The 15424-nt window shown below is 70.0% G+C and carries 14 protein-coding genes and 1 pseudogene; 12 read left to right on the forward strand and 3 right to left on the reverse strand.

Translation table 11 applies throughout. From position 1 onward, the window contains the following. Positions 1–48 precede the first annotated feature (48 nt). The gene (locus MMF94_RS00445; RefSeq protein ID WP_379660259.1) at positions 49–1209 is read right to left on the reverse strand and encodes a macrolide family glycosyltransferase; all 1161 of its coding nucleotides are present in this window, start codon (positions 1207–1209) and stop codon (positions 49–51) included. A 229-nt stretch (positions 1210–1438) separates the two neighbouring features. Here MMF94_RS00445 and MMF94_RS00450 point away from each other — a divergent pair, with 229 nt between their 5' ends. The 3 genes from MMF94_RS00450 to MMF94_RS00460 all read left to right on the forward strand — a co-directional run bounded on the left by MMF94_RS00450 (position 1439) and on the right by MMF94_RS00460 (position 5005). Beyond that, positions 1439–2179, forward strand: coding sequence for an IclR family transcriptional regulator (locus MMF94_RS00450; RefSeq protein WP_241034171.1), 741 nt, complete (start codon positions 1439–1441; stop codon positions 2177–2179). A 225-nt stretch (positions 2180–2404) separates the two neighbouring features. Beyond that, complete coding sequence (locus tag MMF94_RS00455; protein ID WP_241034172.1) at positions 2405–4087, forward strand: alpha-keto acid decarboxylase family protein; 1683 nt, start codon at positions 2405–2407, stop codon at positions 4085–4087. 261 nt (positions 4088–4348) lie between these two features. Beyond that, positions 4349–5005: a DUF3159 domain-containing protein gene (locus MMF94_RS00460; RefSeq protein ID WP_241034173.1), complete on the forward strand. Its 657-nt coding sequence runs from the start codon at positions 4349–4351 to the stop codon at positions 5003–5005. A gap of 4 nt (positions 5006–5009) precedes the next feature. Here the strand turns inward: MMF94_RS00460 and MMF94_RS00465 are convergent, their stop codons facing one another. Beyond that, positions 5010–5507, reverse strand: a complete 498-nt coding sequence (locus MMF94_RS00465; protein ID WP_241034174.1) for a MarR family winged helix-turn-helix transcriptional regulator — start codon at positions 5505–5507, stop codon at positions 5010–5012. A gap of 163 nt (positions 5508–5670) precedes the next feature. Here MMF94_RS00465 and MMF94_RS00470 point away from each other — a divergent pair, with 163 nt between their 5' ends. Beyond that, a complete protein-coding gene (locus MMF94_RS00470; protein ID WP_241034175.1) occupies positions 5671–6891 on the forward strand; it encodes a cytochrome P450 in 1221 nt (406 codons plus the stop codon). A gap of 215 nt (positions 6892–7106) precedes the next feature. Beyond that, positions 7107–8162 (forward strand): annotated as a pseudogene (locus tag MMF94_RS00475) (FAD-dependent oxidoreductase); the annotation flags it as partial. Between the two features lie 332 nt (positions 8163–8494). On the opposite strand, the gene MMF94_RS00480 reads toward MMF94_RS00475, so the two are convergent. Continuing rightward, on the reverse strand, positions 8495–9304 hold the full coding sequence (locus tag MMF94_RS00480) for an IclR family transcriptional regulator domain-containing protein (protein ID WP_241034176.1): 810 nt from the start codon (positions 9302–9304) through the stop codon (positions 8495–8497). Between the two features lie 68 nt (positions 9305–9372). Here MMF94_RS00480 and MMF94_RS00485 point away from each other — a divergent pair, with 68 nt between their 5' ends. The 7 genes from MMF94_RS00485 to MMF94_RS00515 all read left to right on the forward strand — a co-directional run bounded on the left by MMF94_RS00485 (position 9373) and on the right by MMF94_RS00515 (position 15344). Further along, positions 9373–10653, forward strand: coding sequence for an aromatic ring-hydroxylating dioxygenase subunit alpha (locus tag MMF94_RS00485; protein ID WP_241034177.1), 1281 nt, complete (start codon positions 9373–9375; stop codon positions 10651–10653). After that, complete coding sequence (locus tag MMF94_RS00490; RefSeq protein ID WP_241034178.1) at positions 10650–11126, forward strand: aromatic-ring-hydroxylating dioxygenase subunit beta; 477 nt, start codon at positions 10650–10652, stop codon at positions 11124–11126. The genes MMF94_RS00485 and MMF94_RS00490 overlap by 4 nt, the downstream gene beginning before the upstream one ends. Further along, positions 11123–11656 carry a 4-hydroxythreonine-4-phosphate dehydrogenase PdxA gene (locus tag MMF94_RS43240; RefSeq protein WP_277398627.1) on the forward strand — a complete coding sequence of 178 codons (534 nt, stop codon included), beginning with the start codon at positions 11123–11125 and terminating at the stop codon, positions 11654–11656. The genes MMF94_RS00490 and MMF94_RS43240 overlap by 4 nt, the downstream gene beginning before the upstream one ends. Further along, positions 11550–12110 (forward strand): 4-hydroxythreonine-4-phosphate dehydrogenase PdxA, encoded by a 561-nt coding sequence (locus tag MMF94_RS00495; protein ID WP_277398628.1) that lies wholly within the window; start codon positions 11550–11552, stop codon positions 12108–12110. The genes MMF94_RS43240 and MMF94_RS00495 overlap by 107 nt, the downstream gene beginning before the upstream one ends. Beyond that, positions 12107–13117, forward strand: coding sequence for a 2Fe-2S iron-sulfur cluster-binding protein (locus tag MMF94_RS00505; RefSeq protein ID WP_277398629.1), 1011 nt, complete (start codon positions 12107–12109; stop codon positions 13115–13117). Before MMF94_RS00495 ends, MMF94_RS00505 begins: the two co-directional genes overlap by 4 nt. Positions 13118–13172: 55 nt before the next feature. Next, complete coding sequence (locus tag MMF94_RS00510; protein WP_241034179.1) at positions 13173–14543, forward strand: MFS transporter; 1371 nt, start codon at positions 13173–13175, stop codon at positions 14541–14543. A gap of 192 nt (positions 14544–14735) precedes the next feature. After that, positions 14736–15344, forward strand: coding sequence for a CBS domain-containing protein (locus MMF94_RS00515; protein ID WP_241034180.1), 609 nt, complete (start codon positions 14736–14738; stop codon positions 15342–15344). The last annotated feature ends 80 nt before the right edge of the window (positions 15345–15424 follow it).

Consider the following 15424-nt stretch of genomic DNA (forward strand, 5'->3'; position numbering starts at 1 on the left):
ATGGTCAGGGCACGAGCGTTGTCGCGGCCGGCCGGCCGCGGCGTGAGATCAGATCCGGGCCTTCGCCAACTCCGCCTCCACGATGTCGGCCGCGGCGCCGGCACCGCCCGCCGCGCGCAACTCGTCGCGGAGCACCGTGAGGCGATCCCAGACGTCGATCGAACCCACGAGTGAGAGCAGCGCCTCTCGCAGTGCCTCGGGAGTGGCGGACTCCGCCGGGATGGACACGCCGACCCCGAGCTGTTCCAGCATTGCCGCGTTCCCGAACTGGTCGACGGCCTGCGGTACGGCGATCATCGGAACTCCGTGGTAGAGCCCTTCGGAACACCCACCCATCCCCGCGTGCGTCACGAAGGCCTGCGCGCGGGCGAGTATTGCGACCTGCGGGACCCAGCGATGCAACTCGACGTTCGGAGGCAGCGGGCCGATCGTGGCCGGGTCGACATGAGAGCCGATCGCGATCACGACCTGCCAGGGCAGCGGACCGAACGCCGCCACGCAGTCGCGGTAGAACGCCGCTCGGTCCGTGTAGGCGGAGCCGAGCGAGACCAGCAGGACGGGCTTTTCCGACTCCGGCCACTCCTCCTGGTGCGGGCGCCGGTCCAGCGAAGGCCCGACGAAGGTGTAGACGTCGTCGTCGACGCGGTCGGCGTTGGGCTGCATCGCCCGCGGGATCAACACGATGCAGCGCGGCGGGCGACCGCTGAACGTGTCGACGTCGAGGTCGATCCCCAGCTCGGCGAGCCAGTGCGCGAACCGCGCCTGGTAGCGCTCGTACTCCGGCTCGCCCAGGAACGTCAGCACGTCGGCCATGTCCTCCTCGTAGCCCCGCCAGGCCACGAGCGTGGGGGAGAGCTGCACGAGCGGGAGGCCCCAGCAGTGAGCCAGGGCCCGGCCCGGGTAGCCCGCGATGTCATAGAGGACGACGTCCGGCCGGTCGTCGGTGAGCGCCGCCTCCAGCTGCGGCAAGACGCGAACCGCATCGTCGAAGAAGATCGACATGCCCTCGATGGGGTCGCTGGGCCACTGCTCGCCGCGCGTCTCGTCGGGCAGGCCCGAGGTGTAGACGAGTGGGGTGGCGCCCGTGGAGCGGACGGTGGCGGCGAAGGACTCGGGGATCGCGTAGGTGACGCGGTGGCCGCGGTCGACGAGCTCGGCGATCACCGGCAGGTTCGGGTTCACGTGGCCGTGGGCGCCGACGCTCACCATCAGGATGTGGGACACGAGGATTCTCCAGGTCTGCTGTTCGGACGAAGGCAGGACGCGGACCCGCCCGGCGTGCGGGCGGGTGCGGCGGGAAGCCCGTTCAGCCGTACAGCTGCTTCTGGATCACGGCCGGGACTGTAGCGGAGGCGGCGAGGACGTCGAACCGAATTACCGGGGCATTCGGGCGAACGGGATCAACCGGGGTGCGGTGCAGCCGGTGGCGGATGGCGCCATGCTGCGCGTGCGCAGGGTAGGGGAGCAGCCGCATTATTATCACAATGTGACCAACGATTTCCTGCTCGACGGGATGAGCGCATCGTCTGGCTCGCCGGCCGAAGCGCGGGGAACCGGAGTCGGGGTGCTGGATCGCGTGGTGGCGATCCTGGACGCGGTCGAGACCACGCCTTTGAGGTCGAGTGAGCTGGCGCGGCACGTGGGGCTGTCGGTTCCGACGGCGCATCGGCTGGTGCGCGCCATGGTCGTACACGGGCTTTTGCGGCGCGATGCCGAGGGGCGGCATTGGCTGGGCCAGCGGTTCCCCTCGTCACCGCTGGTGCGCACGGCCGAACCCGTTCTGGTCGCGCTGGCTCGACAGACCGGTGAATCGTGCCAGTTGTGGGTGCGGCGTGGAGTTCGACGGCTGTGCGTGGTGTCGATCGAGGCCGACAAGGAACTGCGGGCGTCATTGCCTGTTTCGGCACTTCTGCCCATTTCCGTGGGGGGATCGGCAGCTTTCGCCCTCGAAGCGCCTGCTCCGGAGCCGGATCACCCCGGGTGGTTCGAGTCGGTGGCCGGACGGATAGCGGGCTTGTGTTCGGTGAGCGCCCCCGTGCGGCAGAACGGCGAGGTGCTCGCCGCCGTCTGTGTGTCCGCGCCGATAGCCCGAGCCGCCGAGGGACCCGGAGCCCGGTTCGGGGATGCCGTAGTGGCGGCGGCGGCACAACTCGAGGACGCCCTGCACCACGGCCGGTGAGCAGGATCGCGGCAGTGTCCGCGTAATTCGCAGAGGCGCAGCAATCGGGAATCCGCCGCGTTTCGCCGTTTCTATCTGATTCCGAACCGCCATTGCCGGCGGTGTCTTGCTGGCCGCCCTGTGCCCGCCTACCATCAGGATTTGGAGCCATTTCATCAAATAATGAGAACATGCCCGCAGGCGCCTGCTGATCGGCCGCCCGAGAGGGGGCCTCGAGGAGCGAGTGTGACCACGGAACCTTCTGCCCGGGCGACGAATGCGCCGACCGTGGCCGAGTACCTGCTGTCCCGGCTCGCGGCTGCGGGTGCCAGGCACGTCTTCGGCGTCCCCGGCGACTACAACCTCCGTTTGCTCGACGCCGTCGTGGATCACCCGGATCTGGAGTGGGTGGGCACGGCCAACGAGCTCAACGGGGCCTATGCGGCCGACGGGTACGCCCGCGTCGGCGGTTTCGGCGTCGTGCTGACGACCTACGGGGTCGGCGAGCTCTCCGCTCTCAACGGCCTGGCCGGGAGCTTCGCCGAAGCTGTGCCGGTCCTGCACATCGTCGGATCACCGGCCACGGCGGTGCGGCAGGCCGGCGCGCCGGTGCACCACAGCCTCCTCGACGGGGACATGGACCATTTCGTCCGGGCCCTCGACGAGGTGACGTGTGCTTCGGCAGTGCTGACCGAGGAGACCGCCGCCATGGAGATCGACCGGGTGCTCTCCGTGGTGCTCGAGCGGAAGCGCCCGGGCAGCATCAGCGTGCCCGCTGATCTCGTCGACACCCCGATCACGCTCACCGCGAGCACCCCGTCCGCGGGTGCGCACCTGGCGGCGCCCGTGTCCGCTCTCGCGGAGTCCGCGACCGCGATGCTCGAATCGGCGAGGAGCGTGGTCGTGCTGGTGGACCACCTCGCGCGCCACGGTGTCACCGCCGAACTCGATGCGCTGGTGGGCGTCAAGAACGTGGCCTCGGCGGTCACCGTGGCGGCCAAGGGCCTGATCGACGAGAGCGCGCCGGGCTTTCTGGGGGTCTACGTCGGAGGGGTCAGCGACGAGGCCGTGCGCTCCGCAGTGGAGGACGCCGACGTCGTCATCGGCGTGGGGCTGTGGTGGGCCGATCTGAGCTCGGGCGGGTTCACCGTGAAGCTGGATCCGGCACGGCTGATCGACGTGCAGCCTGCCCGGGTCGACGTCGCCGGTGAGATCGTCGACGGGCTCCCGATGGCGAACGCGCTCGTCACGCTCGGGAAGATCCTGACCGACCGTGCCCCGCTGCCCGTGCGGGAGGCGCTCCCGGCCCCGTTCGTGGAGGAGCCGTCGCCGTGCGGTGCTCTCACACAGTCGGTGTTCTGGGAACGAGTTCAGCGGTTCCTGCGTCCGGGCGACATCGTCGTGGTCGACCAGGGAACCTCGTCCTACGGGCTGGCGCCGTTGCGCCTCCCGTCCGGTGTCGACGTGATCGCGCAGTCGCTGTGGGCATCGATCGGGTATGCCCTGCCCGCCGCCTTGGGCGCTCAGCTCGCTGCAGGCGGGAAACGGCGCCTCGTGCTCGTGACCGGTGACGGCGCGGCGCAGATGACCATCCAGGAACTCGGCGCGTTCTTCCGGCGAGGCCTGGATCCGGTGGTGATCGTGCTCAACAACGACGGCTACACGGTCGAGCGTGCCATCCGCGGACCGAAGGCTCCGTACAACGACGTGGCCCACTGGAACTGGACGGCCCTGCCCGCGGCGCTCGGTGCCCCGGACGGGACATCTGTGCATCGGGTCGAGACCACGTCGGAGCTCGACAAGGCCTTGGCCGCCTGCGAGGGCGCCGCCGGCGCTCTCGCCTTCGTCGAGGTCGTACTCGATCGTTTCGACACACCCGCCCTGCTGTGCCGGATCACCGAATCGGCGGCGAGGCAGAACGGGGCGTGACAGGCGCTGCTTCCCCGGCTCTCCGCAACCGGGTGAGAGTGGCCCCTTTCGTCCCCCGTTTCCGTCCCGCGGATTAGTCCGGCTCATCACCGATCGCGCCGAATGCGACACCCGGTTCAGGGTGCGAAGCGAGCCGTGTCTCCGCGATCGCCGCTGGTGGCACGTGCAGCGTCGAAAATGTGTCGTCGGAGGTGCAACCGAAACTCGCAGCGGTCCGTGTACTACGAGGGCGGCCCGTTGCGATCAGAGGAGTGCAGCCGGATGGTGGAGCACCGCACGACGATTCACCTTCCTCCGATCAGGGAGATGCTCAGGCAGGCGGGGCGGCCGCTGCTGGAATTCACGCTGGTGCCGCTGGCCCTGTTCTGGGTGCTGCTCAACGAGGTCGGGTTCAACGCGGGGTTGATCGCGGGCTTGGGGTGGGCGGGGCTGGCGATCGGCAGGCGGTTGGTCGCGGGCCAGAAGCTGCCGACGATCCTGTTGATCACCACGGCGTTGCTGGTGGTGCGTACGGTGGTCGGGCTGGAGACGGGCAGCGCGTTCCTCTACTTCCTGCAGCCCACGGTGCAGAACTTCGTCTTCTCGCTGATGCTGCTGGTGACGATCGGGCTCGACCGTCCGTTGCTGGCGAAGCTGGCCGACGACTTCTGTGCCCTGCCGAAGGGCATCAGCGGGCATCCGGGGATCAAGCGGTTCTTCAAGCGCGTCTCGTTGCTGTGGGCGCTGGTGTTCCTGATCAACGGCGTGACCACGATCGTCGTGCTGGCCACGCAGACCGTCGGGAACTTCCTGCTCGTGTCGACCGCAGGCTCGTACTCGGTGGTGGCGATGGGCATCGCGTTGTCGGTGTGGTGGTTCCGCCGGGCGCTGGCCGGTAACGGCATCCGGCTGCGCATCGGGCCATCCGCGGTCGTCTGACGCCTCACCGTGCGGCGGGGTCGGGTTCGCTCAGCGCGGGGCGTGGCCACGGTCGCCCGTTGACGCGCTCGATGCCGGTGTTGAACCGCTTCAGGCAGGCGGCGAAGGTGGCGATGTCCTCGGGGTCCCAGTCGGACATCACCTCCTCCATCCGTCGCACGAGCGCACCGCGCTCCTGATCGAGCCGGCGCTCGCCCTCGGCGGTGATGCGGAACTTGCGGGCCATCCCGCCGTCCGGGTCGGGGATGCGTTCCACCAGCCCGGCACGCAGCACGGCGGAGGTCTGGCGGTTGAGCGTCGAGGGATCCAGCCCGAACGCGTCGCTGAGCTGCCCGATGGACATCGGGCCTTCCACCCGGATGCGGCTGAGCAGGATGTACGCGCTGCGCTCCATGGTTCGGCCGCCCTCTCGGGTGGGCGGGGCCGACAGGTGCAGGTGCCTCCCGAGCAGCATGGTCTCGTACTCCACCAGGTGCGCCGGTCTGTCGATCTCAGGTGTCACGTCCGGTCCTCCCGCCGTCAGCTCTCCCGTCGCGACGGGTGCGTGATGCATAGCAAAACCTTATGCATCACGCACTCCTTATGCACGATGCATAACATGTGTACGGTGCACATATCGATCGGCGTCGAGCCGGTGGTGCATGGAGAGGCCTGGAGGAGCAGCGATGAGCGGCGCAGTGAGCTCGGTCGAGAAGAACCTTGCCGAGATTCCCGACTACCCCATGACCAGGGCGGCCGAGTGCCCGTTCGACCCACCGCCCACGCTGAAGGCACTGCAGCAGGAGTGTCCGATGGCGAGGGTGCGGCTGTGGGACGGCAGCACGCCGTGGCTGGTCACCAGGTACGCCGACCAGCGGACGGTGCTGGCCAACCGCAAGGTCAGTGCCGAGATGGATCGGCCGGGCTACCCGCGCCAGGCTCCCGGTAACGGCACCCTCAGCTTCATCGGGATGGACGACCCCGAGCACGCGCGGCTGCGATGGATGGTGAGTGCGGCGTTCTCCGTCAAGCGGGTGGCGGCGATGCGGCCTGCGGTGCAGAAGATCGTGGACGAGGCGATCGACACGATGCTCGCCGGCCCCACGCCCGTCGACCTGGTCGAGGCGTTCGCGCTCCCGGTGCCCTCGCTGGTGATCTGCGATCTCCTCGACGTGCCCTACGACGACCACGACTTCTTCCAGAGCATCACCCGGACCCTGGTGAACCGGGGCTCCACGCCCGAGCAGCGGGCGGCCGCGCACGGGCAGCTCGCCGGCTACCTGGACGCGCTGGTGGGCGCGAAGCTCGCCGATCGTGGAGACGACCTGCTGTCCGGTCTCGCGGCGCGGATCGAGTCGGGCGAGCTGACCAGGCAGGAAGCGACCGCGACGGCGGTGCTCCTGCTGATCGCCGGCCACGAGACCACCGCGAACATGATCGCTCTCAGCACGATCGCCCTGCTGGAACACCCCGACCAGCTCGACATCCTCCGTGAGACCGATGACCCGAAGGTCGTGGCGAGCGCGGTCGAGGAGCTGCTGCGCTACCTCAACATCACCCACGGCGGTCGCCGCCGTGTGGCTCTGGAGGACATCGAGGTGGCCGGGCAGCACATCCCGGCCGGCACGGGCCTGATCATGCCGAACGACATCGGCAACCGGGACCCGGAGGCCTTCGCCGACCCCGACCGGCTGGACATCCGCCGCGACGCGCGCCACCACGTGGCGTTCGGGTTCGGGGTGCACCAGTGCCTCGGCCAGCCGCTCGCCCGGATGGAGCTGCAGGTCGTCTACAGCACCCTCTACCGGCGCATTCCCACGCTGCGCCTGGCCGTGGAGCGCGAGCAGCTCCGGTTCAAGACCGACGGTTTCGTCTACGGCGTCTACGAGCTGCCGGTGAGCTGGTGATCGGCCCCGGCGATCCGACCGGCTGCGGGTGGGTTCCATTCCGGATATAGGCGGACGAAATGGGGCCTGCGTGTGAACAGTCACAGCGGTGCACGCCCTGATCCTCACCTACCCTGAGATATCTCGGGCGCGCGAATTGCGGCTGCGGTGGGAAATGGTTCTGTCGGCGCAGTGATCCCGGGCGAATTGTTTGTCGTCCTCGTCCGGAGGCCGGAATGCGCACAGGACCGCGGCGGGTGTTCGCGCAGCTCAGCTCCACGTCTCCACCGGCGCACCCCGTCCGGTTGGTCGACACCGCCGTGGTCCTCGGGGGGAGCGTGGCGGGGCTGCTCGCTGCGCGTGTGCTGGCCGATCACGCGCGGTCGGTGCTGATCATCGAACGCGACGCACCGGCCGGTGGCGGACGCCGGGGCGTGCCGCACGGATTGCAGATCCACCTCGTGCTCGCGGGTGGCCGGGTCCAGCTCGAGCGGTGGTTCCCGGGTTTCGGTGAGCAGGCCGCCGCGCTGGGTGCGGTGCTCGTCGATCCGGCGCACTCCGCCGCCTTCTCGGACGGTCTGCGCCGGGTCAACGTTCAGGAGGACGTGGTCCTGAGCTGCAGCCGGCCGTTCCTGGAGAAGCAGCTCCGCGATCGTGTACTGGCGCTGCCCACCGTCCGGTTCCTCACCGGCCAGGCCTGCGGGCTGGACATCGACGCCACCGCCGTGACCGGCGTGCGGTACCGGCGGGACGGGGTCCAGCACGTCCAGTCGGCAGATCTGGTGGTGGACGCGATGGGCCGATCCAGCAGGCTCAGCGACTGGCTGGAGCACGCCGGATGGAAACGCCCACCGCTGCGGCGGGTGCCGACCGACGTCAACTACGCCACCGGATTCTTCCGCAGGGAGCCCGGCCTGCCGGACGTCGCCAACGTGGTCGCCCGCCACCGCCCCGGCAGCCCCGTGTCGCGGGTCGGTGTCGCCTCGCTCAAGGCGATCGAGGACGACCGGTGGCAGATCACGCTCGCCTGCTCCGGCGAGGACCCGACCGGAAGCGACGTCGACGAGTTCATGGCGCTCTGCAGGTCGGAACTGCCGTCGTTCTTCGGCGATGCCGTGGATGGTGATCCGGTCGGGCCGATCGAGACCTTTCACCAGGCGGACAGCCGCCGTCGCGACTTCTGTGCCGACTCCGTGCCGGCCCGGCTGATCGCCGTCGGAGACGCCGTGGCCTCGTTCAACCCGGTCTACGGGCAGGGGCTGTCGTCGGCGGCGTTGCACGCGTCCTGTCTGGCGGCGTACCTCCAGTCGAGCCCGCACCTGACCGCGCCGGCGCGGTCGTTCTTCGCGATGCAGAGGGTGGTCGTCGATGCGGCGTGGGAGATCTCGACCGCCGCGGACAAAGCCCGCCACCACCCCGACGGCTCGCCGTCATGGCGGGAGCGGCTCGGACGCTGGATCCGGGCCGAGGTGCAGACCGCGTCGGCGACCGACGTGGTGGTCGCGCGGCGCTTCCGTGCGGTCACGGTCATGCTCGAGCACCCCGCGGCCCTGCTCGCCCCGGGTCTCGTGGCCCGCGCTGTGCTGATCAACCTGCGCAACAGGCTCGCGGACGGGCTGGGGCGTCAGAGCATCCGGCCGAGACGCGCCGAGTGCGCGGCGAGTACCGGCACGAAGTCGCGGTGCATCTCCTCGGCGCTCACCCGGGCGCTGGACGCGCTGACGCTGATCGCGGCAACCGTCCGCCCGCGTGCGTCGTGAACCGGGACGGCGACCGCGCGCATCCCCAGTTCGAGCTCCTCGTCGCTCGTGCCATAGCCGTCGACCCGGGCCGAGCGCACCAGGCGGGTGAGCTCGTCCGGGTCGATGACGGTGCGGATCGTGCGCCGCTCCCGGCCCCCGCGGGCGAGGTAGCTCGCCACCTCCTCGTCGCCGAGGCCGGCGAGCAGCACCCGGCCGGTGGCCGAGCAGTGGGCGGGAAGCCGGGCGCCGATGCGGACGCCGGTCGAGACGATCCGCTCCACCTCGGCACGCGCGACGAAGACGGACCAGCCGTCCTCCCACACCGCGAGGGACACCGACTCGTTCAGCGTGTCGCGCGCGGCCACGAGGTGGGGGTTGGCCAGCGCCGGAAGGGACGCGGTGTCGAGGTAGGCGCTGCCGAGCCGCAGCATGCGTGGGGTCGGACGGAAGTACTTGCCGTCGTGATCCAGATAACCGAGATCGGTCAGCGTGAGCAGGCAGCGCCGTGCCGCGGCGCGCGTCACGCCGGTCAGCCGCGCTGCATCGGCCACCGTGAGCTGCGAGGACGTCCTCCCGAACGCTTCGATCACGGCGAGCCCCTTGGCGAGGCCTGCCATTCCCTCGGGTGCTCGCCCGGCTCCGGCGTCCTTGACATCGCCGGAGTCGCTTGCCTCTACTGTTCGAGAAACCACCACAGTGTTCGTTATACGAACATGGAAGGCGCCGGTCAAGGCGCCGCGCCTTGAAGAGGAGGTGCGCTGTGCCCACCACCGCAGCGCTGCCGGACTGGCCCGAGACCCTTACCCGGGTTCCGTACTGGGTCTTCCAGCGCGAGGACGTCTACGCGGCGGAGCAGGAGAAGCTGTTCCGCGGGCCGTGCTGGAACTACCTCTGTCTCGAGGCGGAGGTCGCCTCACCCGGGCAGTACCGCACGAGCTACCTCGGTGACCTGCCGGTGATCGTCGCTCGCGACCAGGACGGCGAGCTCTACGCCTTCGAGAACCGCTGTGCGCACCGCGGGGCTCTGCTCGCCCTCGACAACCGGGGCACGGCCAAGGACTTCACCTGCGTCTACCACGCGTGGACCTACAACCTGCAGGGCGATCTCACCGGCGTCGCGTTCGAGGGCGGCATCAAGGGCAAAGGCGGGATGCCGGAGTCGTTCTGCAAGTCCGACCACGCACCGCGCAAGCTGCGCCTGGCCGTGGTGCACGGACTCGTCTTCGGCAGCCTCTCCGACGACGTGGACGACATCGAGGACTACCTCGGTGACGAGATCATGGATCGGATCGAGCGGGTGCTGGGCGGGCGCACGCCCGTGGTGATCGGGCGCTACACCCAGATGCTGCCCAACAACTGGAAGCTCTACGTGGAGAACGTCAAGGACTCCTACCACGCGAGCATCCTGCATCTGTTCTTCACGACGTTCGAGCTCAACCGGCTCTCGCAGCGTGGCGGGATCATCGTCAGCGAGAACGGCGGCCACCACGTCAGCTATTCGGCGGTCGACCGCGACGCCGAGCGCGACGCCTCCTACGCCGAGCAGAACATCCGCTCCGAGAGCGGCTTCCGGCTGGCCGATCCTTCGTTGCTGGACGGCTTCAGCGAGGTCGGCGACGACACCACTCTCCAGATCTTGTCGACGTTCCCGGCGTTCGTTCTGCAGCAGATCCAGAACTCGGTGGCGGTGCGCCAGATCCTGCCGCGCGCCGTCGACCGGACCGAGCTGAACTGGACCCTGCTCGGATTCGCCGAGGACACGCCCGAGCAGCGCACCGCGCGCCTCAAGCAGTCGAACCTCGTCGGATCCGCAGGCTACGTGTCCATGGAGGACGGCTGTGTGGGCGGCTTCGTGCAACGCGGGGTGGCCGGCGCGAGCGACCAGGCCGCCGTCGTCGAGATGGGCGGGGCGTCGGCGACGTCGAGCGAGAGCCGGGTGACCGAGGCGTCTATCCGGGGGTTCTGGAAGGCCTACCTGGCGGCCATGGAAATCGGCGCCGGGATCGGCACCGGGATCCGCCGCGAAGGAGTGCCGGCATGACCGACGCCTTCCGGGCCATCGCGCAGGCGCAGGCCGCCTACGCCCGCTGCATCGACTCCGACCGTCTCGAGGAATGGCCTGACTTCTTCACGGAGAAGTGCTTCTACACCGTCACCACCGCGGACAATCACCGCGAAGGGCTTCCGGCGGGGCTGATCTGGGCCGACAGCCGCGGCATGCTCGTCGACCGCGTCACGGCGCTGCGCGAGGCGAACATCTACGAGCGGCACTCCTACCGCCACATCCTCGGCCAGCCCTTCCTCCTCGACGACGGCCCCGACGCCGCAGGCGAGGTGCGCAGCGAGACACCGTTCCTCGTCGTGCGGATCATGCGTGACGGCGCCACCGACCTCTTCGCCTCCGGTCGCTACCTCGACCGGTACGCGTTCGACGGTGATCGGCCGGCGCTGTCCGAGCGGGTGGTGGTCTGCGACAGCTCGCGCATCGACACCCTCCTGGCACTCCCGCTGTGAGCCGCGTGCTGCTCAGCGTCGGCGACCCGAACGGGATCGGTCCGGAGATCGCGGTGAAGGCCGCCGTCGCGCTTGCGGGTGAGCCGCACCTCGCACCCGTGCTCGTCGCGGACCCGTACGTCGTCGCACCGTGGGTGCAGCAGTCCGAGCTGCGGCTGCGCGAGATCGATGCTCCGGCCGTCCCCGTCGCCGACGCGGTGGACGTCCTGGCGGTCGAGGCGCTTCCTGACGGTGAACTGCTCCCCGGCACGGTCAGCGCGGAAGCGGGCGCCGCAACCGTCGCGTATCTCCGCGCGGCCGTCGGCGCGGTGCAGGCGAGGATCGGGCGGGCGATCGTGGCCTGCCCGCACTCGGAGACCGCGGTGAACGCGGCGGGCATCCCCTTCGGGGGCTACCCGGGTCTCCTCGGCCGACCTGGCGTGCGTGCCGAGGGACCACGTCTTCCTGATGCTGGTCGGCGGTGGTCTGCGGATCGTGCACGCGACCCTGCACGAGCGGCTGGGCGACGCGATCGCTCGACTCACTCCTGAGCTGGTCGCGGCTGCCGCGAGCGCCGCTGCCGCCTACCTGGAGGGGGCCGGCGTCGTCAGCCCGCGGATCGGCGTCTTCGGCATCAATCCCCATGCCGGAGAGGGTGGCCTCTTCGGCCGCGACGACGACCGCGTCACGGTCCCGGCGGTGGCTGCGCTGCGCGAGCGGGGGACCGACGCGGCGGGGCCGCTCGGAGCCGACCTGATGCTCGGTCCCGACCGACGCTCCGAGTTCGACGCCTTCGTCGCGATGTACCACGACCAGGGCCATGTCCCCATCAAGCTCCTGGCGGGCCGCACCGCGTCGGCGCTGACCGTCGGCGCCGGTCTCATCTTCTCGAGCGTCGGGCACGGTGCCGCGTTCGACATCGCGGGCAGGGGCGTCGCCGATCCCGATGCCGTGCTGTGCGCTGTGCGGCTGGTCGGAGGCCGCCACGTGGAGGTCCCGGCGTGAGCAACGACGTCCGGGTCGCCGGAAGCGAGATCGTCTTCGAGTGTGAGCCCGGCGAGACCGTGCTCGACGCGGCCGAGCGCGCGGGCTACGCAATGCCCTACTCCTGCCGCAAGGGTGTGTGCTCGACGTGCGTGGGCGGTGTCACCGCAGGTACGTGCGAGGTCAGGGGCCGTGGCACCGTCGAGGGCCCCGCGACGGGCGTGCTCCTGTGCCAGGCCCGGCCGGTCTCGAGCGTCGAGATCGCCCCGCAGCGCATCGTCAGTAGCGAGCCCCCGGCCCGGCGGGTCGTCGAGGCCAAGGTCCACAAGATCACGACGGCCGCGCCCGACGTCGCCGCGGTGGCCCTGCGCTTTCCGGCGGGAATCCGCGTCAAGTTCCGGGCGGGGCAGTACCTGACCGTGCGCCTGCCCGGCGGCGACACCCGCAACTACTCGATGGCGAACCCGCCCCACCAGAACGACGGGGCACTGCTGCACGTCCGTCGCGTGCCGGGCGGCCGGTTCTCCGGCGAATTGCTCGACGGGCTCACGAAGGGCGACACCCTCACCGTCGAGTTGCCGTTCGGCGAGTTCGCCCTCGACCACGACTCCGACCGGCCGGTGGTGCTCGTCGCGACCGGCACCGGATTCGCTCCGGTGAAGTCGATGGTCGAGGACCAGATCAAGCGGAGCGGCGACCGGCGCCTGCACCTCTACTGGGGCGCCCGATCCCGCGAGGACCTCTACCTCGCCGAGCTGCCAGGCCGGTGGGCGGAGAAGCACGACTGGTTCTCCTTCACCCCGGTGCTCTCGCGGCCCGATCCGGCATGGCCCGGGCGGTCCGGGTACGTGCACCGCGCGGTGCTCGCCGACCACGCCGACCTCGGATCCCACGACGTCTACGCGTGCGGCAACCCCGATATGACGGCCGCAGCACGTGCGGATTTCGCCGCTGCCGGGCTCGATCCCGATCGCTTCTTCTGCGACGCGTTCGTCGCCTCCGGCGACGCCCAGCCCGTCGCCGGCTGATTTCCCGTTCCCACCACATCCAGGGGTCCGCCATGACCCCGGAGCGAGGTCAACGATGTCCCTCGACCCATCCACCCTGCGGCTGCCCGGCTTCGTCGACGAGCGCCGCGTGAGCCGGTTCCAGTACGCAGTGATCAGCTTGTGCGGGTTGGTCATGTTCCTCGACGGGTTCGACACCCAGGCCATCAGCTACATGGCGCCGCACATCGCCAAGGAGTGGGGCCTACCCACCGCGGTGCTCGGCCCGATCTTCTCCTCCGCCCTGGTCGGGCTGATGATCGGCTACCTCGTGCTGTCGCCGCTGTCGGACCGGTTCGGCCACAAGCGCGTCATCGTCGTCGCCGTGGCCGGGTTCGCGGTGTGCACGCTCGCGGCGGTCTGGTCCGCGGGCGTCACCGAACTGGTCGTCCTGCGGTTCCTCACCGGTCTCGGTCTCGGCGCCGCAGCGCCGAGCTGTGTCGCGATGACCGGCGAGTTCAGCCCGAAGCGCCTGCGCGCGACCTTCGTCCTGGCCATCTACTGCGGGTTCTCGCTCGGCTTCGTCGTCGCCGGTCTGGTCGCGGGCTGGCTGATCCCGGTCCATGGTTGGCGCTCGGTGTTCTGGGTCGGAGCGATCGCCCCGCTCGTCCTCCTGCCGCTGCTGCTGCGCTTCCTGCCCGAGTCGCCGGTCTTCATGCTCCGCCGCGGCCAGGACCCACAGCGCGTCCACCGGATCTTTCGGCGCATCGATCCGACGCTCGCGCCGACAGCAGCACCGCGGTTCGACGTCGCCGGTGAGGACTCCGGGAAGCGCGCCGCTCTGAGCAGCCTGTTCACCCGGGACCGTGTGCTCGGCACCGCCCTGCTCTGGTTCGTCTTCGCGATCAACCTCGCCGAGTTCTACGCACTGCAGAGCTGGCTGCCGACGATCCTTCAGGGGCTCGACTACGACATGAGCGTGGTGGTCACCACCACGACGCTCACCACCGTGGGCGGCATCGCCGCGGCGTTCATCACCGGGCCTGCGATGGACAGGATCGGTGCCTACCGCGCGCTGGGCGTGTTCTACCTTGCGGGAGCCGTGTTCGTCGCCGCCACCGGTATCGCGTTCGGCGCCCCGCTATGGGTGCTGATGATCGCGAACTTCCTCGCCGGCTGCGCGATCAGCGGTGGGCAGAAGAGCCTGATCGCGCTCGCCGCGGTGTTCTACCCGGCCTCGATGCGGTCCACCGGGGTCGGCTGGGCGCTCGGGATCGGCCGCATCGGGGGGATCCTCGGCCCGATCATCATCGGCGCGGCGCTCTCGGCCGAATGGTCGGCAGGTGCGGTCTTCTACGCGATGGCCGTCCCGGTGCTCGCGGCCGGGCTGGCGGTGCTGCTGCTGGACCGCCGCTACGGCGGGCGCGCAGCCGAACGCGCGCACGAGCCCGCAACAGCAGAAGCATGATCGACGGCACACACGGTGGGGCTTCCGCACACATGGCCGAACGCGTGTGCCGGGACCGCTCGGTGTGTGGGGTCGGCGAACGACCTGGTGGAGCCGGGTCCTTGGTCCGTGTACCCGGGAGCCTCACGCCTCCGTGTGGGCAGGGCGAGTCGCGCCTAGCGTCCGGATCGAGGCGATTCCCAGGAGGCGACAATGCGCATTCGCGAGATCATGTCCAGCCCAGCCGTCGTCGTCCCACCGGAGATGCCGGTGAAGGACGCCGCGGCCCTGCTCGCCTCGCACAGCTTCACGTGCCTGCCGGTGGTGGCCGGGGATGGTCGCCTGGTCGGCGTCGTGGGCGAAGCGGAACTTCTGGAGGATCGCTTCCCGCCCGACCCGCGGCTTCCCCTGGACGAGCGTGAGGACCGGGATCCCGGCGACGCGGTTGCGGATGTGATGGAGCGCGACGTGCTCACCGCGCATCCGCAGGAGGGCGTCGCGGATCTGCTGACCGTGCTCCGTTCGGCGAACATCAGGTCCCTCCCCGTCGTCGAGGACGGCGTGGTGATCGGCGTGATCACCTACCGGGACCTCGTGCACGCCCTCGCCCGTGACGACGGCCTGATCGAGGCCGACGTGCGACGCAGGCTCAATCTGTGTGGAGGGGTGGGCCGCTGGCGGGCGACGGTGCGGGACGGCGAGGTGACGATCTTCGACGAGCGCAGGGACCCCTCCGACCGGAACGCGGCGGTTCGCGTGGCCGAGTCGGTCATCGGGGTCACCCGATGCCGAGTCGTGGAGACCTCGACGCTCGGTGGGTGACGCCCACCCGGTGACACTGCGCCCCGCCCGGGTGCGTGCCGGGCGCGGGTTCTATGACTCCTCGCACGTACTCGGTGGTG

The organism is Pseudonocardia alaniniphila (assembly GCF_022524485.1).
Classification (GTDB): Bacteria; Actinomycetota; Actinomycetes; order Mycobacteriales; family Pseudonocardiaceae; genus Pseudonocardia; species Pseudonocardia alaniniphila.